Raw genomic sequence first — 23034 nt, 5'->3', positions numbered from 1 at the left:
TCGAACGGCTGCCCCAACCCATCGGCATATCGCAGTCGCCCATCACACGAGCCCGGGCAAAAAACGCCTGTCTCGCTGGACACTCGCACCACCGGTACGGCAGAATCCCGTTCATTCGATGCACCTTCCATTTTTGGTGCAATCGCGTCCATTCACGACAGGATCGCTGCCGATTCCGCCCATCATGCCTTCTATCCTGCTACTCAACGGCCCCAACCTGAACCTGCTGGGACAGCGGGAGCCGGAGCGGTACGGGCACCATACGCTGGCGGACATCGAGGCCGACCTGACTGCGCACGCCCAGGCCGCCGGGGAGACCCTGGCCTGCTTTCAGAGCAACCACGAGGGCGAGCTGATCGACCGCATCCATGCGGCACGCAACGAGGGCGTACGCCGCATCCTGATCAACCCGGGCGGCCTGACGCACACCAGCGTAAGCCTGCGCGACGCCCTGCTGGGCGTCGACATCCCGTTTTACGAGATTCACATCAGCAACATCCACGCGCGCGAGGCGTTTCGTCATACTTCGCGCCTGGCCGATGTCGCCGCCGGCACCCTGAGCGGGTTCGGCGTCATCGGCTACCGGATGGCACTGGACGCGGCAATCGCGGCCCTCAAGGAGTCATAGACACCCCATGGATATTCGCAAGGTCAAGAAACTGATCGATCTGCTCGACGAGAGCGGCATCCACGAGATCGAGATCCACGAAGGCGAGGAATCGGTGCGCATCACCCGTTCGCCGAGCGGCTCCGCCGTGGCCGCCGCCCCGGCAGCGATGCCCGCCCCGGCACCGGCCGCCGCCCCGGCCGCCCCGGCGGGCGAGGCCGCGGCACCGGCGGCGCCGGAAGTGGACGGCCACCCGGTCACCGCGCCGATGGTCGGCACCTTCTACCGTGCCCCGAGTCCCGGCGCGAAGCCCTTTGTCGAGGTCGGCCAGACGGTAGAGGTCGGCGAGACGCTGTGCATCATCGAGGCGATGAAGATGCTCAACCCCATCGAGGCGGACCAGGCCGGCACCATCCGCGACATCCTGGTCGAGAACGGCAACCCGGTGGAATACGGCCAGCCCCTGTTCATCATCGGCTGACGCCCCCCGACTTCGCTGCCTACAGGTCCGAGCATGTTTGAAAAGATTCTGATCGCCAACCGCGGCGAGATCGCCCTGCGGGTCCTGCGCACCTGCCGCGAGATGGGCATTGCGACGGTCGCGGTGCACTCCAGCGCCGACCGCGACCTGAAGCACGTGCGCCTGGCCGACGAGTCGGTCTGCATCGGGCCGGCCGCCTCCGGCGAGAGCTACCTGAACATCCCCGCGCTGATCGCCGCGGCCGAGGTCACCGATGCCGGCGCGATCCACCCCGGCTACGGTTTCCTGTCGGAGAACGCGGACTTTGCCGAGCGCGTGGAGTCCTCGGGCTTTGCCTTTATCGGCCCGCGCGCCGAGACGATTCGCCTGATGGGCGACAAGGTCTCGGCCAAGCAGGCGATGCAGGATGCCGGCGTCCCCTGTGTGCCCGGCTCCGGCGGCGCGCTGACCGACGACGCCGACACCAACATGGCGCTGGCCCGCGAGATTGGCTACCCGGTGATCATCAAGGCCGCCGCGGGCGGCGGTGGCCGCGGCATGCGCGTGGTGCACACCGAGGGCGCGCTGCTGCATTCGATCTCGCTGACCCGCAGCGAGGCCCAGCAGGGGTTCGGCAACGACACCCTGTACATGGAGAAGTACCTCGAGCACCCGCGCCACGTGGAGTTCCAGATCCTCTCCGACAGCCACGGCAACGCCATCTGCCTGGGCGAGCGCGACTGCTCGATGCAGCGCCGCCACCAGAAGGTGATCGAGGAGGCCCCGGCACCGGGCATCACCGACGAACAGCGTCAGGCCATGAGCGAGCGGCTGGTGCGGGCCTGCCAGGAGATCGGCTACCGCGGCGCCGGGACCTTCGAGTTCCTGTACGAGAACGGCGAGTTCTACTTCATCGAGATGAACACCCGGCTGCAGGTCGAGCACACGGTGACCGAGCAGGTCACCGGTATCGACCTGGTGCGCGAACAGATTCTCATCGCGGCGGGCGAACCGCTGTCCCTGACCCAGGATCAGGTGGAGATCCGCGGGCACGCGATCGAGTGCCGCATCAACGCCGAGAACCCGGCCACGTTCATCCCCAGCCCGGGCACCATCCAGCAGTATCACGCCCCGGGCGGGCTCGGCATCCGCATGGACACCCACATCTACAACGGCTACGCGGTGCCGCCCTACTACGACTCGATGATCGGCAAGCTGATCGCCCACGGGTTTGACCGCAAGATCGCAATCGCCCGCATGCGCGGCGCGCTCGGCGAGATCGTGATCGACGGGATCGAGACCAACATCGCCCTGCACAGCGAGCTGATGAATGATGCGAACTTCCAGAACGGTGGGACCGATATCCACTACCTGGAGAAGAAGCTGAAGTCGCTGACCTGATGAGCCTCGCCGAGCTGCAGTGCCAGATTGCCCCGGAGCAGGCCGAGCCCCTGGAGGATGCCCTGTTCGAGCTTGGCGCCGTCAGCGTGGAGCTCCACGACGGCGCCGACGAGCCGCTGTTCGAGCCCCCGCTGGGTACCCATCCGCTTTGGTCCAGCGTGTGCCTGAAGGCCGTGTTCGCCGACGCCACCCAGGCCGAGCTGGCCGCGGCCTCGCTGGAGCGACTCCAGCCGGCGCCGGAATCCATCTCCGTGGTCGCGATCGAGGATCAGGACTGGGTGCGCGCGGGGCTCGATGGCCTGGGCGCCATCCACTGCGGGGGCCCGCTGTGGATCGTGCCCTCCTGGGAGACCCCGCCCGACGTCGAGGATGGCGTGTTCGTGCATCTCGACCCGGGCCTGGCCTTTGGCACCGGCAATCACCCGACCACCGCGATGTGCCTGAAATCACTGGCGGCGAACCCGCCACGCGACCAGCAGGTGCTCGACTACGGCTGCGGCTCCGGCATCCTCGCGATTGCCGCCCTGAAGCTGGGGGCACGGCATGCAGTGGGCACCGACATCGACCGCCAGGCCGTCCAGGCCACCTACAGCAATGCGGCGGCAAACGACATCTCCGAGGACCGGATCGAGGTCGGCCTGACCGACCACCCGGTACCCGATGCGGGCTTTGACCTGGTGATCGCCAACATCCTGGCCAAACCCCTGATCGACCTCGCCCCGGAACTGGCCCGTGCGGCTCGCCCGGGGGCGCGCCTGCTGCTGGCCGGCCTGCTGGAGCGCCAGGCCGACGAGGTCATGGCGGCCTACGCGGACGCCTTTGACATCGGGATCGAGGACACCCGCGAGGGCTGGGCCCTGCTCAGCGGGCGCCGGCGCTAGCGTATGCGCCCGCGACCGGTCTTCTGGTACGGCTGACCGGAGCCCCTCGCGATGCTCGCCCGCTGTCCCCATTGTGGCGTTACCCACACCCTGACCCGCGGCGAGGAACTGCGACTGGACCGGGCACACTGTGATGCCTGCGGTGCGGACTTTGCACTGTTCGTGGCACTCGAGATCGGCGGCGCCGGCGAACGGGCAACCGGCCCCGGCATCTCGGCGGTGCGCCACACCGCCTCCCTGGATATCGAGCGCAGCCCCCGGCGCCAGGCACTGGACCTCGATATCGATACCCGCCCCGGGCAGGCCACGGCACTGGCCACACGCCGCCCGGGGCGGGCCTTCGCTGCCTTTCTGGCCCTCCTGCTGCTCGCCCTCCTCGCCCTGCAACTCCTGCTGGCGCCGCCGGTGCCCCCGGGGGCCTGGAGCGGACTGGACGACGCCCGGGCGAGTCTCTGTACCACCCCGCGGGTCGAGGATCTCTGCCCGCCATGGGAACCTGGGCGCGAACCGGAACGCATCCGCGTCTCCTCCCCCGACCTGCACCTCGCCAACGCGGGAGACCTGTCCATGCGCTTTGAGCTGGAAAGCCCACTGCAACAGGGATGGCCGGTCATAGACGTTTGGCTGTCGGACCGACTGGGGACACCCCGCGGCCATTGGCGACTCCATCCGGCGGACGGCCATGCCAACCTTCAGGCACCGATGGCGGCGGGTCACCGCTATGCGATCGAGATCGAATTACCTGATACCGGGCCGCACATCACCGGGGCCCACATCACGCTGCACTGACCCCGCCCCGCTCAACGCTGCTAGACTCTCGGGTTTTACCCTGCTGGTTCGAAATCCCGCATGCAGCTCGGCCCCCACCATTTCCCCGGCCCACCCGTGTTCCTGGCCCCGATGGCCGGGGTCAGTGACCGGCCGTTGCGCCTGATCGCGCGGCGCCTGGGCGCGAGCGCGGCTGTCTCGGAGATGGTCACCTCGGACACGCGCCTGTGGGGCAGCGACAAGAGCCGGCACCGGCTGGACCACCGCCAGGAACCCCGCCCGCGCATCGTGCAACTGCTGGGCAACGAACCCGAACCGCTGGCCGAGGCCGCGCGCGAGAACGTGCGCCGCGGGGCGGACGTGATCGACCTGAACCTCGGCTGCCCCGCCAAGAAGGTCTGCAGCAAGGCCGCAGGCTCGGCCCTGCTGGGGGAACCGGAGCGGGTACGCGAGCTGCTGACCGCACTGGTGGAAAGCGTCGAGGTCCCGGTCACGCTGAAGATGCGCCTGGGGCTGGATCGCGAGCGGATCAACGCCGAGACCATCGCGGGCATCGCGCAGGATTGCGGCATCGCGATGCTGACCGTGCACGGGCGCACCCGCGCCGACGCCTATCGGGGCACGGCCGACTACGAGGCCATCGCGCGTGTGGTACGCGCCGTTTCCATCCCGGTGCTGGCCAACGGCGATGTAGTCGACATCGACAGTGCGCGCCGGACGCTCGCAACCACCGGCGCGACCGGACTGATGATCGGGCGCGGGGCACAGGGGCGCCCCTGGCTACCCGGCCAGATCCGCGCCGCCCTCGCCGGCGAACCGGTGCCAGTCGACCCGACATGGGATGCGCGTCTTGCGCTGATCGAGGAGCATTTGCAGGCATTGCATGCGCAATACGGCGAAATGCAGGGCGTGCGTATCGCGCGCAAGCACCTGGGCTGGTATCTTCAGCACATGGGTCTCGGGGAGGACCCAACCCGGGCGGCACGGGCTTCCCTTCTCGCCGCCACTACCGCTAGTGAACAGCTTGGGCGCCTGCGCGCCATTCTGTCAGGAATCACAAGCGAGGCCGCATGAGGATGGACGTACCCTCTTTAGAACAAGAACAAAGCGGGGAACCGGTATCATCCGGCAACCTCGCGTCGGGCTGCGTACTCGCCGAGTCGGTGCGCAATGCGCTGGACCAGTATTTCGAGACGCTGGACGGGCAGAGTAGTCACGACCTCTATGCGCTCGTAATGAACGAGGTCGAGCGCCCGCTACTGGCCTGCGTGCTGGAGCGCTGCAACGGCAACCAGAGCCGGGCGGCGGCGCTTCTGGGGCTCAACCGCGCCACGCTGCGCAAGAAGCTGCGTGCCCATGGCCTGATCAGCGAGAACGGCCACGGGAACGGAAACGGGAACGGCGCCCAGCGCTAACTCACCCCGCCGGACCCGGCACACGCCCGCCACCTGACGGGCGTGTGCGCAATCATCGACCGATCTAGCCCTTCCAGCCGAGGCGCTGCAGCGCCGTGCGGTGCAGTTCCGGCGTCGCGGCCGCCAGCACGTTGGTGGTCTGCAGGTCCAGCTCGCCGCCAGACAGATTGGTGAAGGCCCCGCCCGCCTCGCGCACAATCACGGCCAGCGCCGCGATATCGAGGATATTCACATCCGACTCGATGATCAGATCGATGCTGCCGCGCGCCAGCAGGTGGTAGTGGTAGAAGTCGCCATAGCCGCGCGTGCGATTGACCTCGGCCATGATCCCCCCCAGCGCCGTCCAGCCTTCGGGGTTCTGCGCGAGGGTCTTCAGGTTCCCGGTGGACAGCGAGGCGCGGCCCAGCTCGGTGGTCGGGGCGACGGCAATCTTTTCGCCGTTGAGGTAGGCGCCCTGGCCCTTTTCCGCCCAGGCGCGCTCTCCGAACTGCATGCCATTGGACAGCCCCAGGATCAGATCGCCCTTGTGCATCAGCGCGATCTGGGTGGAGAAGAACGGGTAGCGGCGCACGAAGCTCTTGGTGCCGTCGATCGGGTCGATCAGCCAGACATAGTCGGAGTCCATGTCCGACTGGCCGGTTTCCTCGCCGTAGAAGCCGTGATCCGGGAACCGCTCGCGGATCACCTGGCGGATCGCCTGTTCGCTTTCCACGTCGGCGCGCGTCACGGGCGTGTCGTCGGGCTTGGTCTCCACATCGACGCCGGCGGCGTAGTAGTGACGAATGACCTTGTCCGCGGCATCGGCGGCGGCCTGGGCGGCCTCCATAAACGCGCTTTGCTGCATGCTGCTACCCCTTCAAAAAAAGGAGCTATCTTAGCATGCCGCCCCCAGCGGCTCTGGCCAGGAAGCGGTCGGCGGTTGTCCCGGCCCCGGCATGCCCCGATAATGCCGCCATCTTTTCGAGGAGTCCGACATGCCCAAGAAGCTGCCCGACGTCAGCAATCTCGAACGCCTGGAACTGTTCGGCGAGGACTACAACCCGAGCGCGACCATCGAGAACGTGGACGGCCAGACCCTGTCGCTGCAGATCTACTACCAGCTGGCGCTGGACTACGGCGGCATCGGCCCGAAGGCCGCCAACTCCGGTTTGCTGATGTACGGCAGCCATGCCGACGATGCCCGCGCCAACCCGGGCAAACACCCGAACATCGACCGCCTGTTCGAGATCCTCGACAAGGGCTACTACCTGTCGGTGAAGGCTGTACCCAAGCGCAAGAGCCGCGCCAGCTAGTTCCTTGCGGAGACGTTCTCCCGTTCCGGCGCATACGTGCAAACCGGAACGCGTCCTCCGCACATCACGGCAGGCGGTTGGTGTGGATCACGCGCCAGCCGCGCGTCGGATGCCGATGCAGTCGGGTCCGGCTCGCATACTCGCATTCCAGCTGGAACAGCCGCTCGTCCGGCACCCCCATCACCCAGCCGACCAACGCACGGATGACCCCGGCGTGCACGATCACCAGCACTCGTTCCACCGGCTGGCCGCCGACCGTGGTCTCGAAGGCCGCCTCCACCCGCCGGCGAAAGGCGCCCAGCGGCTCCGCCCCGGCCGGCCGCGAATGCACCGGATCGGCATAGAACGCCCGGTATTCCTCCGGCCGTTCGCGCTGCAGCTCGACCCGTGTGCGTCCCTCCCAGTCGCCAAAGCCGACCTCGCGCAGGTCCGGCTCCAGATGCAGGGACAGGTCACGCTCGTCCGCCAGGCGTTCGGCAAACGCCCGGCACCGGTGCATCGGCGAACTAACGACCGCCTGCCAGCCGTCATCATCACGCACCGCGTGTTCCATCTGCGTCCACCCCTGCGCGCTGAGCGGGTCGTCGCAGCCATGCCCACGATAGCGCTGCCCGCCCTCCGGTTCGCCGTGTCGCAACAGATCCACAATCATGCCGTGTCCTCGCTCAGGCAGGCCTCCAGGCAGGTCCAGTCGAAATGCGGGCCCGGGTCGGTCTTGCGCCCGGGGGCGATGTCGCAGTGGCCCACCAGCGCATCCGGGGTAATGGCCGGAAAGCGTTCGCGCAGCCAGCCGATCAAACGGGCCAGCTCGGCGTACTGCACCGGCGTGAACGGATCGTCGTCGGTGCCCTCGAGTTCGATGCCAATGGAAAAATCGTTGCAGCGCTCGCGGCCACGCCACTGCGAGGCGCCGGCATGCCAGGCCCGCCGGGAGAACGGCACGAACTGGGTTGCCGCGCCTTCTCGGTCGATCAGCACATGGGCGGACACGCGCAGATCGGCGATCTGCGCAAAGTAGGGGTGGGCACCGGGGTCGAGCCGGTTCTGGAACAGTTCGGCCACGTGCGGCCCGCCGAACGTGCCCGGCGGCAGGCTGATGGCATGCACGACGATCAACTCGGGCTCCATCCCCGCAGGGCGTGCGTCCTGGTTCGGGCTCTCAAGCACTTGGGCCGACGGCCACCAGTCGCGATCGACGATCATAGTCTCGGTCACGGGGCCTCCTCGGGCGGGCGCTGCAGGCAGGCCGCGAGGGCCTCGAGCAGCAACGGCAGGCGTGGCGGGGCCTCGAGGCGGCCGTGGTAGGCACCGGCATTGAAAACGAACAGGGCCGGGAGGTGGAAGACCTCGAACTCGCGCACCAGCGCGGTATCCATCTCTGCATCGACGACGAACAGGGCGGGCGCTTCGGGCTCGGCCTGCCACTGCTCCAGCACCCGGCCCATCACCTTGCAGGCCCCGCAGCCCCGGCGGGTAAACAGGATCACCGCCGGACCCGGGACCTCCAGGAGGTGCTGATGAAAGTCGAACTGGGTCAGCCGGGGCAGGCCCGTCTGACGCAGGGTCGGGTCAGTTGGAGTTGTCTTCGGCCTGTCGCTCAATGGATTCACCGGCATCCTGCACGTCTTCGCCAAACCCCTCCATAGTGGCGCAACCAGCGATGCCAAGCGAGCCCAGAGCCACCAGCAGGATCAGCAGGGCGGCGGGAATGCATTGCGTGAAATGCATGCGAGCTCCTTGTCTCTTTCGTGATTCGGTCCGTGATACCGACCGCCAAAGGGCACTCCAGGGACGGTCACACTTTATGAGGCGCACGCACTGGGGTAGTTTACGCGCCGCCCTCTTTTCGTGAAGGAAGTCGCAACCCTGTGTCCGACCTGAATCCGCAACAACAGGCGGCCGTGACCACCACGGACCGCCCCCTGCTGGTCCTGGCCGGAGCGGGCTCGGGCAAGACCCGGGTGATCACCGAGAAGATCGCGTACCTGATCGAGCAGCGCGGGCTGGAGGCGCGCCGGATTGTCGCGATCACCTTTACCAACAAGGCCGCGCGCGAGATGCGCGAGCGCGTCCAGGGACGCCTGTCGAAGGAACAGGCGCGCGGGCTCGGCGTCTCCACCTTCCACACGTTCGGGCTGAACTTCCTGCGCCGCGAACTGGACGCGGCCGGGCTGCGCGCAGGCTTCTCCATCCTCGATCCAGGCGACTGCCGCTCGCTGCTGCGCGAGATCACCTACCGCGACGATACCGGCTCCGAGGTCGACGCCCTGATCGGCCACATCAGCCGCTGGAAGAACGACTTGATGACGCCGGAAGAGGCGCTGCATGAAGCCAGCCAGATGAGCGACGCCCCGGAGGCGATCGCCGCGGCCAATCTCTACCCGCGCTACGAGGATGCCCTTCGCGCCTACAATGCGGTGGACTTCGACGACCTGATCAAGCGCCCGGTGGACTGCCTGCGCGCGGACACCGAGCTGCGCAACCGCTGGCAGGACCGCATCCGCCACCTGCTGGTGGACGAATACCAGGACACCAACTCCGCGCAGTACCAGCTGGTGCGCCTGCTGGTGGGCGTCAGTGACGGCCTGACGGTGGTCGGCGACGACGACCAGTCGATCTACGCCTGGCGCGGCGCCCGCCCGGAAAACCTCGCGCGTCTGCAGCAGGACTTCCCGCGCCTGGAGGTGATCAAGCTGGAGCAGAACTACCGCTCCACCAACCGCATCCTGCACACCGCAAACGCGCTGATCGCCAACAACCCGCACGTGTTCGAGAAGCGCCTGTGGAGTGCGCTCGGCGAGGGCGAGAAGATCGAGGTGATCGGCTGCTCCGACGCCGACACCGAGGCCGCGCGCGTAGTCTCCGAACTGATGCGCCGGCGCTTTCGCCTGAACGCGGGCTGGGGCGACTTCGCCATCCTCTACCGCAGCAACCACCAGTCACGGTTGTTCGAGAAGCTCCTGCGCGAGCAGGGCATCCCCTACCGCCTGAGTGGCGGGCAGTCGTTCTTCGAGAAGGCCGAGATCAAGGATCTGGTCGCCTATCTGCGCCTGCTCGCCAACCCGGACGACAACACCGCCTTCCTGCGCGTGGTCAATGTGCCGCGCCGCGAGATCGGCCCGGCGACGCTGGAGAAACTCGGCCACTACGCCAACCAGCGTGGCACCTCGCTGCTGCAGGCCGCGCGCGGGGCCGGCCTGTCCGAGTACATGGACGCCCGGGCGCAGGCACGCCTGGAACGCTTCACCGACTGGGTCGACGGCTTCCAGCGCCGCGGCGAGGACGAAGCGCCGGACGCCTTGCTGCGCACCCTGGTCGAGGACATCGACTACGAGTCCTGGCTGCTGGAGAACAGCTCCAACCCGCGTGCCGCGACCCGACGCATGGAGAACGTGCGCGAGTTCATCGACTGGGTCGGGCGCATGGGTGGCGGCAACACCACCGCAGAGTACGGCGACGACGAGGCAGACGACGAGCAGACCATGGACCTGGCCGATATCGTCAACCGCATCAGCCTGATGGACATTCTCGACCGCAACCGGGAGTCCCAGGACGGCGACGAGTCCGTGCAACTACTGACCCTGCACACGGCCAAGGGGCTGGAGTTCCCGCATGTCTGCCTGGTCGGCTTCGAGGAGGAGCTGCTGCCGCACCGGGTCAGCGTGGAGGACGATTCCATCGAGGAGGAGCGGCGGCTCGCCTATGTCGGGCTGACCCGTGCCCAGCAGACCCTGCTGATCACCTACGCCCAGAACCGGACCCGCTACGGCGAGACCCTCGAATGCGAGCCCTCGCGCTTTCTCGACGAATTGCCCGAAGAACACCTCGAATGGCCGGACGCCAGGCCGCCGGATCCCGAGACCCAGAAGCTCACTGCCCAGGCCCACCTGGCCGGCCTCAAGGCCATGCTCGGCAAATAGCCGCTGCGCGGCCGGGGAGCCTTCGCTCACTACTGGGGCGCCCGGCCCATTCCGGACGCCCCGGCCCGCTCCCCCCTTCGTCTTCTTGGCATCTCGCCGTGCGCGCCCAGCGCCTCAGGCGGCCCAAAAGTATGAAATTTGTCACACCCTGCTTTTGATTCTTATATCAAAGCCCCCACCTCAATTGAAGCCGCAAATGCGATCCATACGGATCTGATCAAGCAAGCCCCCTGTCCGGCCTCCGGCATCGACGGCATCAGTGGCGCAGCTTCAGGCCGACCTTGGTGATGCGGGCGCCGTCCATCTCGCGGATCACCAGGCGCATCGGGCCAAGGTCGACGGCGTCGCCGACGACCGGCTCGGCCTGGAGTTCACGACGCAGGTAGTCCTCCAGGGTGTCGCCCTGGTGTTCGGGCGGTACCGGGGCGCCGTAGGCCATGCCGACCGCCCCGAGTTGGGCGTCGCCATTGAGGGCAAACTCCCCGAACACACTTTGCTCGGTCAGGCGTTCCGGCACCTGGTCCTGCGGGACGAACAGGCGGTCGAGGTCATGCAGATCGGCCGGGGCGACCATGATGTAGAGGTGGTCGCCGGCATGCAGATCGAGCAGCTCGAGCGTGTCCAGCAGCTTGCCCTCGCGCAGGTGGGCCACGACCCGCGCACTGCCCGGCAGGCGGAAGTTCGACCACGCCTCGCGCACCACCGGCGTGGTCTCGGCCAGGCGATAGCCGACCAGCTCCATCTCCTGCTGTCCGGGGATGTCCAGCTCGGTGCGCTGCACCCGCGCGGTGGTCGGGGGCAGCTCCAGTCCCAGCCAGCGCGCCGAGGGCGCGACGGTCCAGCCCTGCACCAGCAGCGAGATCAGCACCACGAAGAACACGACGTGGAAGAAGTAGCCCGCCAGCTCCAGCCCGGCGAGCAGCGGGAACAGCGCCAGGATGATCGGTACCGCGCCGCGCAGACCGACCCAGGCGATGAAGACCTGTTCGCGCCACGGGAAGCGGAACGGGTACAGGCACAGCCATACGGCCAGGGGCCGGGCAACCAGGATCAGGACCGCGGCGACGAGCCCCGCATCCAGTGCCACCGGGGGCAGCCCCGAGGGCGTCACCAGCATGCCGAGCATCAGGAACATGCCGATCTGTGCCAGCGAGGCGATCCCGTCGTGGAAGCGCTTGATGTTCTGCGAGGCCTCCAGCGGGCGGTTGCCGATCAGCAGCCCTGCCAGGTACACGGCCAGAAAGCCCGAGCCGCCCACCAGGCCGGTCAGGCCGAAGATGGCCAGTGCCCCGGCCATCGCGAACAGCGGGTACAGCCCGCCCGCCATCGGCACCCGGTTGATCAGCGCCAGCAGGGCGAAACCGCCCGCCACACCAAACAAGGCCCCCAGCCCCATTTGCTGGACAAACTCGATGGCGACGACCACCCCGAATTGCTGGTCGGGCATCAGCAACAGCTCGATCAGCACGATGGTCAGGAAAATCGCCATCGGGTCGTTGGAGCCGGACTCGATCTCGAGGGTGGCGCCGACACGGCTTTTCAGTTCGAGCCCGCGCGAACGCAACAGCGAGAACACCGCAGCCGCGTCGGTGGATCCCACAATCGCTCCCAGCAGGAGCCCCTCCAGCCAGGACAGCCCCAGCCACCAGACGGCAAACACTCCGGTCAGGCCCGAGGTCACGAGCACCCCGAGCGTGGCCAGTCCCAGGGCTGGTTTCAACCCGATACGGAAATTGCGAGCAGGAGTGCGCATCCCGCCGTCGAACAGGATAATCGCCAGCGCGGCCGAGCCGATCAGATAGGCCAGGGTGATATTCTCCACCTCGAGACCGCCCGGGCCCTCCGGCCCGAGCAGCATGCCGATCACCAGGAACACCAGCAGCAGGGGCACACCCAGCCGCGAGGTGATCACGCTCGAAAGGATGCTGCCCAACAGCACAATGGCCGCCAGGAAGATGATCTGGTTGGAGAGGTCCATGCGTCGATCATACCGGAAGCCCCCGAAAACCCGCCCGGGGAGAGCGGCCCTTGCCCTGGCCGGCGCGCTGGCTGTCCCACTGGGTCTCGCAGCAGCGCCGGCCGCCGCCGAGCGCGGCGTCGACGCGCTGCACTTCGAGTTCGAGAACGACCTGTTCGCCGGTGAGGACCGCTACTACACCAATGGTTTCCGCATCGGCTGGACGCGCAGCGAGGAGCGCGTACCCCCCTGGCTGCAGCGGGTCGCGGACGCCCTGCCCTACTTCGTCGATCGCGAGGAGCGCGGGCGCCTGAAATCGGCCATCCACCTGGGCCAGAACATGTACACCCCGGAGGACATCGAGCGCTCGCCCGCGGACCCGGACGACCGTCCCTACGCCGGCTGGCTGTACCTGAACTTCAGCCTGGCCGAGGATCATGGCGACCGCCTGGACCGCCTGCAGGTCACCGTGGGCACCGTCGGGCCCGCCTCGCTGGCCGACCGCACACAGAAGGAAGTCCACAGCTGGTCCAGCGCGCCGCAACCACAAGGCTGGGACGATCAGATCGGTAACGAGGCAACCCTGATGGTGGGCTACGAGCGCCAGCTACGCGGGCGCTCGCATCGCGCCGAGGGCGGCTGGGGCTGGGACCTGACGCCACACTGGGGCGCGACCGTGGGCAGCCCGTTCACCTTCGCCAACGCCGGTGCAATCGTGCGCGCCGGCCGCAACCTGCCACGCGACTACGGCCCGCCTCGGATCAATCCGGCCCTATCGGGTTCGCATACCTTCGAGACGGTCGGCTCCATGGGCGGCTATCTGTTCGCGGGGGTAGATACCCGGCTGATGGCCTATGACCTGTTCCTGGACGGCCCGCTGTTTCGCGACGGGCCCTCGGTGGACAAGCACCCAGCAGTGGGGGAACTGACCGCCGGGTTCGTGTTCCATGTGGGCGGGGTGCGCCTGGGCTACACCCATGTGTGGCGTTCGCGGGAGTTCAGCGGCCAGGCCAAGGGCGCGGCGGAGTTCGGCTCGCTGCACGCCACCTGGCAGTTCTGACTCCGGCCACGCGCCTCAAAACACCGCGGCCTCGACGTCGGGGTAGGTCGTGGCGACCGAGCGGTCGATCTTGTCCTCGAAGCCCGGGTAGTCCTCGAGGATGTCCGCCATGCGCTCGCGCACGAGCGGCACGGTCTCGAAGTCGGCCAGCCCCTGCTCCACGCCCTCCTCAATCGCATCCCAGAGGGTGACCAGATAGTTCTGCAGGCGCGGCAGGGTCTCCGCCCCCTCGAGCCGGCCGTGGCCGGGCACGACCACATCGGGCTCCAGCGCGATCAGCTCGTCCAGCAGCTCGATCCACTGCGCGACATCGCCATCCCAGACCGAGGGCGCGCGATCGCTGTACACCACATCCCCGGCCAGCAGGATCTTCGTCTGCGGCAACCAGACGATCAGGTCACCCGGGGAGTGGGCACCGCCGGAGGGAAAGATGACGACCTCGGTACCGCCCAGGACTCGCGTGACGCGCTCGTCCACGGGCTTGTTCGGCAGCAATGGTGTGGTATCGCCGGTCGCGCCATCGGTCATCTCGCGAAAGTTCTCGACCCAGGTTTCGGCCTCCGCCTCCATACGCTCGATGGCCTCGGGGCCGGCCATGATCTCCGGCTCGTCTTCGGCGAACGCATGATTGCCCAGCCAGTGGTCGCCATGACTGTGGCTGTTCACGATCCAGCGCACGGGCTGATCGGTCACCTCGCGGATGGCCTCGCGCAGGGCCACGCCCATGGTCTCGGACGAGCCAGTATCGAACACGAGTACACCTTCGTCGGTCACCACGAACGCCATGTTCGCGTTCCAGCCGAGATTCTCGCGGCTGGGGAAATCGCGCGCCGATGTCATCACGGCGTAGACCCCGGGGGCCACGGCCTCGGGCTGCATTTCGTAGTCCTCGGGCGCCGCCGGCTCGCCAGCAGGCGACGACGTGGTCAAGACCAATGCCATCGCCAGGCTCGCCAGCACCACACCCAATGGTTTCCATCCCTGCATGGCAATCACCCCCGACTATTCCCGATCGTGAAGAATAGACCCGCCAGCCGCCGCAAAGTGCGCTGCGCCGCCTACGCGGCCGAAACTGATAGCATCGGGGCCTCCCCCCAGGGAAACACTGATCAATGTACACGCTCGCGTTGGTACCCCAGGTTTTCCGAGACAAGGAGCGTCGTGCAGCGGGTAGTGGTGGTTCTACCCGCAAGCGGCGCAACGCAGGATCGGGGAACCTGGGGTGCCAACCCCACAAACCATTGAACAGCAGGGGCTCGGCCGCTTTTGCGTGCGTACGGCGTTGCGGCTCGCTTATGTAGCTCGGCTACACTGCGCTCACCGCGCTTTGTTCGCACGCAAAAGCGACTCGAGCGCGAGCGTGTACATTGATCAGTGTTTCCCTAGGATGGAGACTGCAGGTGCGCAAGATTTCCCGGACCTTCCTGACCGGCCTGGCGGCCATCCTGCCCCTGGTCATCACCCTGGCCCTGCTCTGGTGGCTGGGCACCACGGCGGAGACGGTGCTGGGCGGGCTGCTGCGCGCGATCCTGCCCGATGCCCTGTATTTCCCGGGCCTGGGCATCCTGGCCGGGCTGGGGCTCGTGTTCGCGCTGGGCGTTCTGCTGCAGGCCTATGTGGTGCGCGGCCTGTTCGATTGGGTGGAATCGCTGATGCAGCGCATCCCGGTAGTCAAGACCATCCACGGGACCGTGCGCGACGTAACGAATCTCCTTTCCGGCGACATCCATCAGCGCTTCGGGCAGGCCGTGCTGGTGACCTTTCCGGGCAGCGACTTCAAGCTGGTCGGCTTTGTCACCCGCGAGGATTTCGAGGGGCTTCCGGAAAACCTGGGTGGCCCGGAGACGATCGCGGTCTACATGCCGATGAGCTACCAGATCGGCGGCTACACCCTGATGCTGCCGCGCGACCGCATCGAGCCACTGGATCTCTCGCTGGAGGACGCGATGCGCTATGCCCTGACCGCCGGTGTCTCCGCGCGCCAGGACAAGGGAACCGGGTAGAATTCGCTGCATGACGGACCACCACGACCACCAGCCACGGATTCTGATCGGCGTCAGCGGCGGCATCTCCGCCTACAAGGCCTGCGAGCTGGTGCGCGAGCTGAAGCGCGCCGGCTGCGAGGTGCGCGTGGTGATGACGGCCGGCGCCCGCGCCTTCGTGACCCCGCTGACCTTCCATGCCCTGTCCGGCGCGCCGGTGCGCACCGAGCTGCTGGATGCCGAGGCGGAATCCGGCATGGATCACATTGCCCTGGCACGCTGGGCGGACCGCATCGTGGTCGCCCCGGCCAGCGCCAGCCTGATCGCCCGCTACGCCCAGGGCCTGGCGGACGATCTGCTGAGTACGCTGCTGCTGGCCACCACCGCGCCGGTCGCCCTGGCACCGGCGATGAACCATCGCATGTGGGCCCACCCGGCCACGCAGGCCAATATCGCGACCCTGAGCGAGCGCGGCGTGACCCTGATCGGGCCGGACAGCGGCGACCAGGCCTGTGGCGAGCAGGGCGAGGGTCGCATGCGCGAGCCCGCCGCGATCGCGCGGGAGCTGCTGCAGCCGGCACACGCCCCTCTGGCCGGGCGTCACGTACTGATTACCGCCGGCCCCACCTTCGAGCCGATCGACCCCGTGCGCTTTATCGGCAACCGCAGCTCCGGGCGCATGGGCTTTGCCCTGGCCGCGGCGGCACGCGATGCGGGCGCACACGTGACCCTGGTGCATGGGCCGACGGCCGAGGCCGTGCCCGCGGGCGTCGCAGGCATCGCCACGGAAACGGCGGCCGCCATGCACGCCGCGGTGATGGAGCGACTGCCCGAGACCGACATCCTGATCGCGGCCGCGGCCGTAGCCGACTACCGCCCGGCCGAACCACAGGCACAGAAGATCAAGAAGTCCGACCCGGTGATGCACCTGGCGCTGGAGCGCACCCGGGACATCCTGGCTGAGGCGGCAACACAAGCGGCCTCGCTCCCCCGACGCCCGTTCCTGGTCGGCTTCGCGGCCGAGACCGAGCACCTGCGCGAACATGCCGAGGCCAAGCGCCGCGCCAAGGGGCTCGACCTGATCGCCGCCAACCGGGTCGGCGAGGGCCGCGCCTTTGGCACACCCGACAACGAACTGCTGTGCCTCTGGGAGGGTGGCGAGCGCCGGCTCCCCAGCCAGCCGAAGACCCAGCTGGCCCGGGCGCTGATCGAGCTGATCGTCGAGCGCCTGACCGAATGCGAAACGGATCAAGGAACCCCGAATGCCCGCCCCCGAGATTGACCTGAAGATCCTGGACCCGCGCATGGGCGCGGACTTCCCGCTGCCCGCCCCGGCCACCAACGGCTCGGCCGGCGTCGACCTGCGCGCGATGACCGAGGCGCCGCTGACGCTGGAGCCGGGCGCCGCCGAACTGATCCCGACCGGGCTCTCGATCCATATCGAGGACCCGGGCTACGCCGGGATGATCCTGCCCCGCTCCGGGCTAGGTCACAAGCACGGCCTGGTGCTGGGGAACCTGGTCGGCCTGATCGACGCCGACTACCAGGGGCCACTGATGGTCTCCTGCTGGAACCGGGGCGCGAACGCCTACACCCTGGAGGTCGGCGAACGCCTGGCGCAGCTGGTCATCGTCCCGGTCGTCCAGCCGCGCTTTCGCGTGGTCGAGGACTTCGAGGAGAGCGCCCGTGGCGTCGGCGGCTTCGGCTCTTCCGGCCGCGGATAGCAGACGGAGGAACCCTCAGCCCGAGGGATAGGACACGCCCACCCCACCCAGACCGCAGTAGCCGTTAGGCACCTTGGCCAGGTACTGCTGGTGGTAGTCCTCGGCAAAGTACCAGGCGTCCAGTGGCTGGATCTCCGTGGTGATGGCGCCACGCCCTGCGGCATCCAGCGCCGCCTGGTAGCGCTCGCGGCTGACCTCGGCCGCCGCCTGCTGTTCGGCCGATTCCACATAGATCGCGGAGCGGTACTGCGTGCCGACATCATTGCCCTGGCGCATGCCCTGGGTCGGGTCGTGTCCCTCCCAGAACACCCGCAACAGCGTATCGATCGACACTCGGGCCGGGTCGAACACGACACGCACCAACTCGGTGTGCCCGGTCTGCCCGGAACAGACCTCGCGGTAGGTCGGGTTGCGGGTATAGCCGCCGCCATAACCCACACTGGTCGAATACACGCCGTCGATCTGCCAGAACAGCCGCTCCGCACCCCAGAAGCAGCCCATGCCCACATGCAGCACCTGCATGCCGTCCGGATAGGGCGGCGCCAGCGGCGTGCCCAGCACCATGTGCCGCGGCGGGACCGGCAGCGGCTCGTCGCGCCCGGGCAGGGCCTCCTCGGGCGCGGGCATGCGCGGCTCGGAAAACGCAAACATCACAAGGGCTCCTTCCGGAAACGTGGATTCGTCAGCCGGGATCGGCCGGGGTCAGCCGGATCAGCTCGCCCGGGTTGTGGTCGGTCAGCACGTAAATCGCGCCATCGTGCACGCGCACATCGCGGATGCGGCGGCCAAGATCGGGGAGCAGGTCTTCCTCGTTGACCAGCTCGCGGCCCTCGAAGGTCAGCCGGCGCAGGGTCTGGCCCCGCAGGCCACCCACCAGCAGATCGCCATCCCAGGCGGCAAAGGCGGAATCACGCAGGATCGCCATGCCGGACGGGGCAATGGCCGGCGTCCAGTAGTGGATGGCGGACTCCATCCCCTCCTTCTCGGACTCGCCGGTACCGATCGGGCCGCCGGAGTAGGCGCCGCCATGCGAGATCACCGGCCAGCCGTAGTTCAGGCCGGGCTCGATAATATTCACCTCGTCGCCACCGCGCGGCCCGTGCTCGTTCTGCCAGAAGGTGCCGGTCTCGGGATCGATCACCATCCCCTGCGGGTTGCGCACGCCGATCACCCAAAGCTCGGGATGGGCGCCATCCTCGTCGAGGAACGGGTTGTCGTCGGGTACCGAGCCGTCATCGTGCAGGCGCACGATGCTGCCGGCATGGTCGTCCTTCTTCTGGGCGCGATCCTGGTCACCACGATCGCCGATGCTGACGTACACATAGCCCTCGTCGTCGAACACGATGCGCGAGCCGAAGTGACGCCCGCCGCGGGCCGCCGGCTCGGCGGAGAACAGCACTTCGACCTCCTCCAGCGCCCCGTCCGTGAACTGCCCGCGGGCCAGGCGCGTCGTCTGACCGCCCTCCACCTGCGCGGAATAAGTGAAGTACAGCCAGCCGTTGTCCTCGTAATCCGGGTGCAGGGCCAGATCCAGCAGCCCGCCCTGGTTATTCGCAACCAGGTCGTCCGGCAGGCCGGACACCATCTCGCCGCGCCCCTCGAGGTTCTCCGCGTCGGGGAAATAGCGCAGCTGCCCGGGCCGCTCGCTGATCAGCGCCCCGCCATCCGGCAGAAAGGCAATCGCCCAAGGGTGATTGAGCCCCGAGTGCAGGACTTCGCCCCGCAGCTCGCCGTCGGCGGTGGAGAATTCCTCGGCCGCGATCCCGGCCGAACCCCCGCAGGCCACCAGAAGCCCGCCCAGCAACGGGGCCGCCAGCAACCGCCCCGGGTATCGCTTGTCCATGTCCCTGCCCTCGTTAGGTCCGTACCCGTTGGTGGCCCGTACCCGCCGCCGGGTTCCCCGGGGCACCAACGCGAGCGTGTGCATTCATCCGTGTTTCCCCGGCTGACAGGACGGACACCAGTAGGTGGAGCGCAGGTGCTCGCCCGCCAGCGCCCGCTCCACCGGTGTCCCGCAGGTGCGGCAGGCCTGCCCGCTGCGTCCGTACACGTTCAGGTACTCGTCCGTCTCGGCCCGCGCGCGCGTGATACGCGGGCCCGGCTTGAGGTTGCGTCGCAGCAGGCGCGCCGCTTCGCAATAGAGCGCCAGGAGCTCGTCATCCGTGATCGCGCCGACCGGGTCGAGTGGATGTCGTCCGTGCAGGAACAGCACCTCCGACTTGTAGATGTTCCCGATGCCGGACGCCAGCGACTGATCCAGCAGCACATCCAGAATGGGTCGCGCGGGGTCGCTGCGGGCACGGATACGCCGGACGACTGCGGTCAGGTCCACCTCCGGGTCCAGCAGATCCGGCCCCACGCGCGCATCCAGTCGCTCCGGGTCGCCGCGCCCCTCCGGCCGGGGTTGCCAGGCGAGTTCGCGCGGATGGAAACAGACCAGCACCCGGTCCGCGAGCCGCAGCACGGCCCAGGCCTGATACTCCGGCTTGTGCCAGACGGCCCCCGGCGCATACTGGTGCCAGGTCCCGTACATGCCCAGGTGCGTGCGCAGCTGCCAGGCGCGGCCCGCGGCGTCGTCCAGCTCGATCAGCAGATGCTTGCCGCGCGCGCTCACGCCACGCGCAGCCATGGCCCCATGCTCCACCAGTGCCGCACCACGCCGGGACCGGGTCGACACGGCCTCCAGCGCGGCGCCGGTCAGCAGCGGACCCAATGCCCGGGCCAGCTTGTGGATGGTATCGCCCTCGGGCATCGCGGATGGACGATCAGCGCTTGCGGCTGGGATAGAGCGGGGGCTCGCCCTCGGGACGGGTGCGAAACAGGCGCATGGACCACAGGTACTGGGCCGGGGCCTGTGTGACCCCGCGTTCGATGGCCTGGTTCATCTGCCGGGCATCCGTATGGTCATCGCCGCTAGGGAAGCCCTCGAGCGGGGGCCACAGGCGCATCACGTACTGGTCCGCCACCGAGTCGTACCAGGCGAAGCTGGGCAGCACGGCCGCCTTCGACATGCGCGCCAGGCGTCCCAGCGCAGTGAGCGTCGCCTTGGGTACCCCAAAAAAGTCGACGAACACCGCTCCCTCGGCCCCCAGATCCTCGTCCGGCAGGTAGTAGAAGAAACGGCCGCGGCGAAGCTGGCGAATGGCCGGACGCAGGCCCTGCTCACGGGCGAAGATGTCGCCCGAGTAGCGTGTGCGGCTGCGGTGGTTAATCCACTCCAGCACCGGGTTCTTCATCGGCTTGGCGAACGACACACCGTCGTACATCTGGCTCATGCGCACGCCGCCGTAGTCCAGCGCCAGCGAATGCGGGGCGAGGACGATCACCGGCGTACCGGCCGCCTGCAGGCGCTCGTAGTGTTCCAGCCCCTCGATGCGGATGCGCGCGGCGTGCTGGCCGGGCTTGCCGAACCAGAGCAGGCCGTAGTCCAGCACCGTCTGCGCCTGGTAGCGGTAGTAGGCCTCCATGCGCTTCTCGCGCTCGGCCGGGGTCATTTCGGGGAAACACAGCTCGAGGTTGCACTCCACCACCGCGCGGCTGCGCCCGGCGCCCTTGCGGATCAGTCGCCCGAGCCCCCGGGCCAGTGCATGCACGGCCGGGCGCGGTATCTCCTGCAGCACCCAGGCGACGCCCAGCAGCAGCCAGCTGCCCCAGTAGCGCGGGGCGAAATGACGGCCGGTCAGCGGTGCCTGATAGGCGCCTGCCTCCTGGCCCGAGCGGGTCTCCCCGGCCTGTTCGCTCATGCGCCCCCGCCCGCATCGAGCTGCTTGCGCGCGCGCTTCGCATAGACCTCCATCTCCTTCGCCGCCTGCAGGTCGCCCTTCTCGGTGGCGATGGCAATGCCGCGTTCGCAGGTGGACAGCGCGGCCTGCGGCCGCTCCAGGTCAACGAGGGTCTTGGCCAGCAGCTTCCAGGCGGCGGAATACCCGCCATCCAGTTCCAGCGCGCGTTCCAGGTGCGGAATCGCGGCCTCCTTCTGGCCGTCGGTCGCCAGGGCGTTGCCCAGCGAAAAGCGCAGCATCGCGGAGTCCTGTCCGCCATCCAGCATGTTCTGGAAGCGTTCGATCATGTCACTCATGGAGCTCCTCCTTCTGGATATCGTCAGGCTAACGCCGCCAGAAGGCGGGCGACAGAAGCACCAGCACGGTAAAGATTTCCAGCCGGCCCATCAGCATCGCCAGCACCAGCACCCACTTGCTGAAGTCGTTAATCGAGGCGTAGTTGGCCCCGACCTCGCCCAACCCGGGGCCAAGGTTGTTCAGGGTCGCGGCCACCGCGGAGAACGAGGTGACCTGGTCCAGCCCGGAGGCCATGATCAGCAGCATCATCACCACGAAGACCATCACGTAGGCGGCGAGGAAGCCCCAGACCGCCTGGACCACGCGGTCGGGCGCTTCCTTGCCGTTCACCTTCACCGCGATCCGGGCATGGGGATGGATCAGGCGCTTGATCTCGCGCAGCCCCTGCTTCACCAGCAGCAGTACGCGCACCACCTTCATCCCGCCGCCGGTGGAGCCGGTGCAGGCCCCGATGAACGACAGGAAGATCAGCAGCACCGGGAGAAAACCCGGCCACAGGTAGAACGCATCGGTGGTGAAGCCCGTGGTGGTCGCCACCGACACCACGTGGAAGATCCCCCGTCGCAGGGCATCGTTCGTATCGGCGGCAAAGCCGCTCCACAGCATGTAGCCGACCACGATCACGGCGGCGGAGACCAGCAGGATCAGGTAGGTACGCAGTTCCTCGTCACGCCGGTACGGCTTCCAGGTCGCGCGGTGCAGCACCAGGAAGTGCAGCGCAAAGTTCATCCCGCCAAGAATCATGAACGCGATCGCCACCGTCTCGATCGCCACCGAATCGAAGTGCCCGATACTGGCGTCGTAGGTGGAGAACCCCCCGATCGCGATGGTCGAGAACGCATGCCCGACCGCGTCGAAGGCCTCCATCCCGGCGGCCCAGTAGGCCAGCGCGCAGGCCACGGTCAGGCCCAGGTAGATGTACCAGAGGTTGCGCGCGGTCTCGGCAATGCGCGGGGTCAGCTTGTTGTCACGGATCGGGCCGGGGGTTTCGGCCTTGAACAGCTGCATGCCGCCCACGCCCAGCAGCGGCAGGATCGCCACTGCCAGCACGATGATCCCCATGCCACCCAGCCACTGTAGCTGCTGGCGATACCACAGGATCGCGCGCGGCAGGTCGTCCAGCCCGGTGAGCACCGTCGCCCCGGTGGTGGTAAGCCCGGACATGGACTCGAACACCGCATCGGTAAACGAAACCGGCAGGTTCGGGTCCAGTACCAGAGGCGCCGCCCCGGCAATCCCCAGCCCAAGCCAGAACAGCACGACCAGGATGAAGCCGTCGCGCACCTGCAGGTCGCTGCGCGCCCGGTACATCGAGCCCCACAGGATCCCGCCGATCAGCAGCAGCAGCGCGAACGCCTGCAGGAACACCCAGGCGGTGGACTCGCCGTAGAGAAACCCGATCGCCGCCGGCGGCAGCATGGTCAGGCTGAACAGCGTCAGCAGGACCCCAAGCAGGCGGGCGGTGGATGCGAAATGCAGCATCGGCCA

The 23034-nt window shown here is 67.9% G+C and carries 26 protein-coding genes; 13 read left to right on the top strand and 13 right to left on the bottom strand.

Annotated elements, in window-relative coordinates; genetic code table 11:
* Nucleotides 1-184: 184 nt before the first annotated feature.
* From aroQ to F791_RS0107445, 7 genes are read left to right on the top strand one after another with little or no spacing between them, the layout of a single operon-like run.
* A complete protein-coding gene (gene aroQ / locus F791_RS0107475; RefSeq protein ID WP_018993186.1) occupies nt 185-628 on the top strand; it encodes a type II 3-dehydroquinate dehydratase in 444 nt (147 codons plus the stop codon).
* 7 nt (nt 629-635) lie between these two features.
* Entirely contained in the window at nt 636-1088 is a 453-nt protein-coding gene (gene accB, locus F791_RS0107470) for an acetyl-CoA carboxylase biotin carboxyl carrier protein (protein WP_018138960.1), read from the top strand.
* Between the two features lie 33 nt (nt 1089-1121).
* Nucleotides 1122-2468: an acetyl-CoA carboxylase biotin carboxylase subunit gene (accC, locus tag F791_RS0107465; RefSeq protein ID WP_018138959.1), complete on the top strand. Its 1347-nt coding sequence runs from the start codon at nt 1122-1124 to the stop codon at nt 2466-2468.
* On the top strand, nt 2468-3349 hold the full coding sequence (gene prmA, locus F791_RS0107460) for a 50S ribosomal protein L11 methyltransferase (RefSeq protein ID WP_018993187.1): 882 nt from the start codon (nt 2468-2470) through the stop codon (nt 3347-3349). Before accC ends, prmA begins: the two co-directional genes overlap by 1 nt.
* A gap of 51 nt (nt 3350-3400) precedes the next feature.
* Nucleotides 3401-4138: a hypothetical protein gene (locus F791_RS0107455; RefSeq protein WP_018993188.1), complete on the top strand. Its 738-nt coding sequence runs from the start codon at nt 3401-3403 to the stop codon at nt 4136-4138.
* Between the two features lie 60 nt (nt 4139-4198).
* Nucleotides 4199-5191, top strand: a complete 993-nt coding sequence (gene dusB / locus F791_RS0107450) for a tRNA dihydrouridine synthase DusB (RefSeq protein ID WP_019592412.1) — start codon at nt 4199-4201, stop codon at nt 5189-5191.
* A 2-nt stretch (nt 5192-5193) separates the two neighbouring features.
* Entirely contained in the window at nt 5194-5532 is a 339-nt protein-coding gene (locus F791_RS0107445; protein WP_018174873.1) for a helix-turn-helix domain-containing protein, read from the top strand.
* A gap of 64 nt (nt 5533-5596) precedes the next feature.
* Here F791_RS0107445 and F791_RS0107440 read toward each other — a convergent pair whose 3' ends face one another.
* Entirely contained in the window at nt 5597-6376 is a 780-nt protein-coding gene (locus tag F791_RS0107440) for an inositol monophosphatase family protein (protein WP_018993190.1), read from the bottom strand.
* 130 nt (nt 6377-6506) lie between these two features.
* On the opposite strand from F791_RS0107440, the gene F791_RS0107435 reads away from it, so the two are divergent.
* Nucleotides 6507-6824: a DUF2322 family protein gene (locus F791_RS0107435; protein WP_018174875.1), complete on the top strand. Its 318-nt coding sequence runs from the start codon at nt 6507-6509 to the stop codon at nt 6822-6824.
* A 64-nt stretch (nt 6825-6888) separates the two neighbouring features.
* Here F791_RS0107435 and F791_RS0107430 read toward each other — a convergent pair whose 3' ends face one another.
* The 4 genes from F791_RS0107430 to F791_RS0107415 are packed head-to-tail and all read right to left on the bottom strand — an operon-like array spanning nt 6889 to nt 8552.
* On the bottom strand, nt 6889-7476 hold the full coding sequence (locus F791_RS0107430; RefSeq protein WP_018138952.1) for a histidine phosphatase family protein: 588 nt from the start codon (nt 7474-7476) through the stop codon (nt 6889-6891).
* Nucleotides 7473-8039, bottom strand: coding sequence for a 1,6-anhydro-N-acetylmuramyl-L-alanine amidase AmpD (gene ampD / locus F791_RS0107425; RefSeq protein ID WP_019592411.1), 567 nt, complete (start codon nt 8037-8039; stop codon nt 7473-7475). Before ampD ends, F791_RS0107430 begins: the two co-directional genes overlap by 4 nt.
* Complete coding sequence (locus F791_RS0107420; RefSeq protein ID WP_081601210.1) at nt 8036-8362, bottom strand: co-chaperone YbbN; 327 nt, start codon at nt 8360-8362, stop codon at nt 8036-8038. Before F791_RS0107420 ends, ampD begins: the two co-directional genes overlap by 4 nt.
* A 31-nt stretch (nt 8363-8393) precedes the next feature.
* A complete protein-coding gene (locus F791_RS0107415; RefSeq protein ID WP_018138949.1) occupies nt 8394-8552 on the bottom strand; it encodes an entericidin A/B family lipoprotein in 159 nt (52 codons plus the stop codon).
* Nucleotides 8553-8692: 140 nt separating this feature from the next.
* Between F791_RS0107415 and F791_RS0107410 the strand changes: the two genes are divergently transcribed.
* Nucleotides 8693-10744, top strand: coding sequence for a UvrD-helicase domain-containing protein (locus F791_RS0107410; protein WP_018138948.1), 2052 nt, complete (start codon nt 8693-8695; stop codon nt 10742-10744).
* Between the two features lie 256 nt (nt 10745-11000).
* Here the strand turns inward: F791_RS0107410 and F791_RS0107405 are convergent, their stop codons facing one another.
* On the bottom strand, nt 11001-12722 hold the full coding sequence (locus F791_RS0107405; protein WP_018138947.1) for a potassium/proton antiporter: 1722 nt from the start codon (nt 12720-12722) through the stop codon (nt 11001-11003).
* On the opposite strand from F791_RS0107405, the gene F791_RS0107400 reads away from it, so the two are divergent.
* Nucleotides 12721-13761, top strand: coding sequence for a lipid A deacylase LpxR family protein (locus F791_RS0107400; protein WP_018174878.1), 1041 nt, complete (start codon nt 12721-12723; stop codon nt 13759-13761). The genes F791_RS0107405 and F791_RS0107400 overlap by 2 nt on opposite strands.
* 15 nt (nt 13762-13776) lie before the next feature.
* Here the strand turns inward: F791_RS0107400 and F791_RS0107395 are convergent, their stop codons facing one another.
* On the bottom strand, nt 13777-14724 hold the full coding sequence (locus tag F791_RS0107395; RefSeq protein WP_018138945.1) for an MBL fold metallo-hydrolase: 948 nt from the start codon (nt 14722-14724) through the stop codon (nt 13777-13779).
* 437 nt (nt 14725-15161) lie between these two features.
* Here F791_RS0107395 and F791_RS0107390 point away from each other — a divergent pair, with 437 nt between their 5' ends.
* Genes F791_RS0107390 through dut form a run of 3 tightly spaced genes read left to right on the top strand, consistent with a single transcriptional unit; the run spans nt 15162 to nt 17467 of the window.
* Nucleotides 15162-15764: a DUF502 domain-containing protein gene (locus F791_RS0107390; RefSeq protein WP_018138944.1), complete on the top strand. Its 603-nt coding sequence runs from the start codon at nt 15162-15164 to the stop codon at nt 15762-15764.
* 10 nt (nt 15765-15774) lie between these two features.
* On the top strand, nt 15775-17025 hold the full coding sequence (gene coaBC, locus F791_RS0107385) for a bifunctional phosphopantothenoylcysteine decarboxylase/phosphopantothenate--cysteine ligase CoaBC (RefSeq protein ID WP_018993194.1): 1251 nt from the start codon (nt 15775-15777) through the stop codon (nt 17023-17025).
* Nucleotides 17006-17467, top strand: coding sequence for a dUTP diphosphatase (dut, locus tag F791_RS0107380; RefSeq protein ID WP_018993195.1), 462 nt, complete (start codon nt 17006-17008; stop codon nt 17465-17467). The genes coaBC and dut overlap by 20 nt, the downstream gene beginning before the upstream one ends.
* 15 nt (nt 17468-17482) lie before the next feature.
* Here dut and msrA read toward each other — a convergent pair whose 3' ends face one another.
* From msrA to F791_RS0107350, 6 genes are all read right to left on the bottom strand, one after another.
* A complete protein-coding gene (gene msrA / locus F791_RS0107375) occupies nt 17483-18118 on the bottom strand; it encodes a peptide-methionine (S)-S-oxide reductase MsrA (RefSeq protein WP_018138941.1) in 636 nt (211 codons plus the stop codon).
* A gap of 31 nt (nt 18119-18149) precedes the next feature.
* Entirely contained in the window at nt 18150-19310 is a 1161-nt protein-coding gene (locus F791_RS0107370) for a PQQ-dependent sugar dehydrogenase (protein ID WP_018993196.1), read from the bottom strand.
* Nucleotides 19311-19394: 84 nt separating this feature from the next.
* Nucleotides 19395-20219, bottom strand: a complete 825-nt coding sequence (locus tag F791_RS0107365; protein ID WP_018993197.1) for an Fpg/Nei family DNA glycosylase — start codon at nt 20217-20219, stop codon at nt 19395-19397.
* 13 nt (nt 20220-20232) lie between these two features.
* Nucleotides 20233-21210 (bottom strand): lipid A biosynthesis acyltransferase, encoded by a 978-nt coding sequence (locus F791_RS0107360; RefSeq protein WP_018138938.1) that lies wholly within the window; start codon nt 21208-21210, stop codon nt 20233-20235.
* Nucleotides 21207-21545, bottom strand: a complete 339-nt coding sequence (locus F791_RS0107355; RefSeq protein WP_018138937.1) for a tetratricopeptide repeat protein — start codon at nt 21543-21545, stop codon at nt 21207-21209. The genes F791_RS0107360 and F791_RS0107355 overlap by 4 nt, the downstream gene beginning before the upstream one ends.
* 28 nt (nt 21546-21573) lie before the next feature.
* Entirely contained in the window at nt 21574-23028 is a 1455-nt protein-coding gene (locus tag F791_RS0107350) for a TrkH family potassium uptake protein (RefSeq protein ID WP_018138936.1), read from the bottom strand.
* Nucleotides 23029-23034: the final 6 nt, after the last annotated feature.

The organism is Thioalkalivibrio sp. ALRh (genome assembly GCF_000381425.1).
GTDB lineage: Bacteria > Pseudomonadota > Gammaproteobacteria > Ectothiorhodospirales > Ectothiorhodospiraceae > Thioalkalivibrio.
The sequence above is the reverse complement of the archived record's forward strand: the minus strand, read 5'-3'. Positions and strand labels throughout refer to the sequence as shown.

Coding starts and splice junctions, on each gene's coding strand:
- dut (WP_018993195.1), top strand. CDS start 17,006: ATGCCCGCCCCCGAGATTGACCTGAAGATCCTGGACCCGCGCATGGGC.
- aroQ (WP_018993186.1), top strand. CDS start 185: ATGCCTTCTATCCTGCTACTCAACGGCCCCAACCTGAACCTGCTGGGA.
- msrA (WP_018138941.1), bottom strand. CDS start 18,118: ATGTTTGCGTTTTCCGAGCCGCGCATGCCCGCGCCCGAGGAGGCCCTG.
- prmA (WP_018993187.1), top strand. CDS start 2,468: ATGAGCCTCGCCGAGCTGCAGTGCCAGATTGCCCCGGAGCAGGCCGAG.
- F791_RS0107445 (WP_018174873.1), top strand. CDS start 5,194: ATGGACGTACCCTCTTTAGAACAAGAACAAAGCGGGGAACCGGTATCA.
- F791_RS0107400 (WP_018174878.1), top strand. CDS start 12,721: ATGCGTCGATCATACCGGAAGCCCCCGAAAACCCGCCCGGGGAGAGCG.
- F791_RS0107405 (WP_018138947.1), bottom strand. CDS start 12,722: ATGGACCTCTCCAACCAGATCATCTTCCTGGCGGCCATTGTGCTGTTG.
- F791_RS0107430 (WP_018138952.1), bottom strand. CDS start 7,476: ATGATTGTGGATCTGTTGCGACACGGCGAACCGGAGGGCGGGCAGCGC.
- F791_RS0107365 (WP_018993197.1), bottom strand. CDS start 20,219: ATGCCCGAGGGCGATACCATCCACAAGCTGGCCCGGGCATTGGGTCCG.
- F791_RS0107360 (WP_018138938.1), bottom strand. CDS start 21,210: ATGAGCGAACAGGCCGGGGAGACCCGCTCGGGCCAGGAGGCAGGCGCC.
- coaBC (WP_018993194.1), top strand. CDS start 15,775: ATGACGGACCACCACGACCACCAGCCACGGATTCTGATCGGCGTCAGC.
- F791_RS0107440 (WP_018993190.1), bottom strand. CDS start 6,376: ATGCAGCAAAGCGCGTTTATGGAGGCCGCCCAGGCCGCCGCCGATGCC.
- F791_RS0107415 (WP_018138949.1), bottom strand. CDS start 8,552: ATGCATTTCACGCAATGCATTCCCGCCGCCCTGCTGATCCTGCTGGTG.
- F791_RS0107435 (WP_018174875.1), top strand. CDS start 6,507: ATGCCCAAGAAGCTGCCCGACGTCAGCAATCTCGAACGCCTGGAACTG.
- accC (WP_018138959.1), top strand. CDS start 1,122: ATGTTTGAAAAGATTCTGATCGCCAACCGCGGCGAGATCGCCCTGCGG.
- F791_RS0107455 (WP_018993188.1), top strand. CDS start 3,401: ATGCTCGCCCGCTGTCCCCATTGTGGCGTTACCCACACCCTGACCCGC.
- dusB (WP_019592412.1), top strand. CDS start 4,199: ATGCAGCTCGGCCCCCACCATTTCCCCGGCCCACCCGTGTTCCTGGCC.
- accB (WP_018138960.1), top strand. CDS start 636: ATGGATATTCGCAAGGTCAAGAAACTGATCGATCTGCTCGACGAGAGC.
- F791_RS0107350 (WP_018138936.1), bottom strand. CDS start 23,028: ATGCTGCATTTCGCATCCACCGCCCGCCTGCTTGGGGTCCTGCTGACG.
- F791_RS0107355 (WP_018138937.1), bottom strand. CDS start 21,545: ATGAGTGACATGATCGAACGCTTCCAGAACATGCTGGATGGCGGACAG.
- F791_RS0107370 (WP_018993196.1), bottom strand. CDS start 19,310: ATGGACAAGCGATACCCGGGGCGGTTGCTGGCGGCCCCGTTGCTGGGC.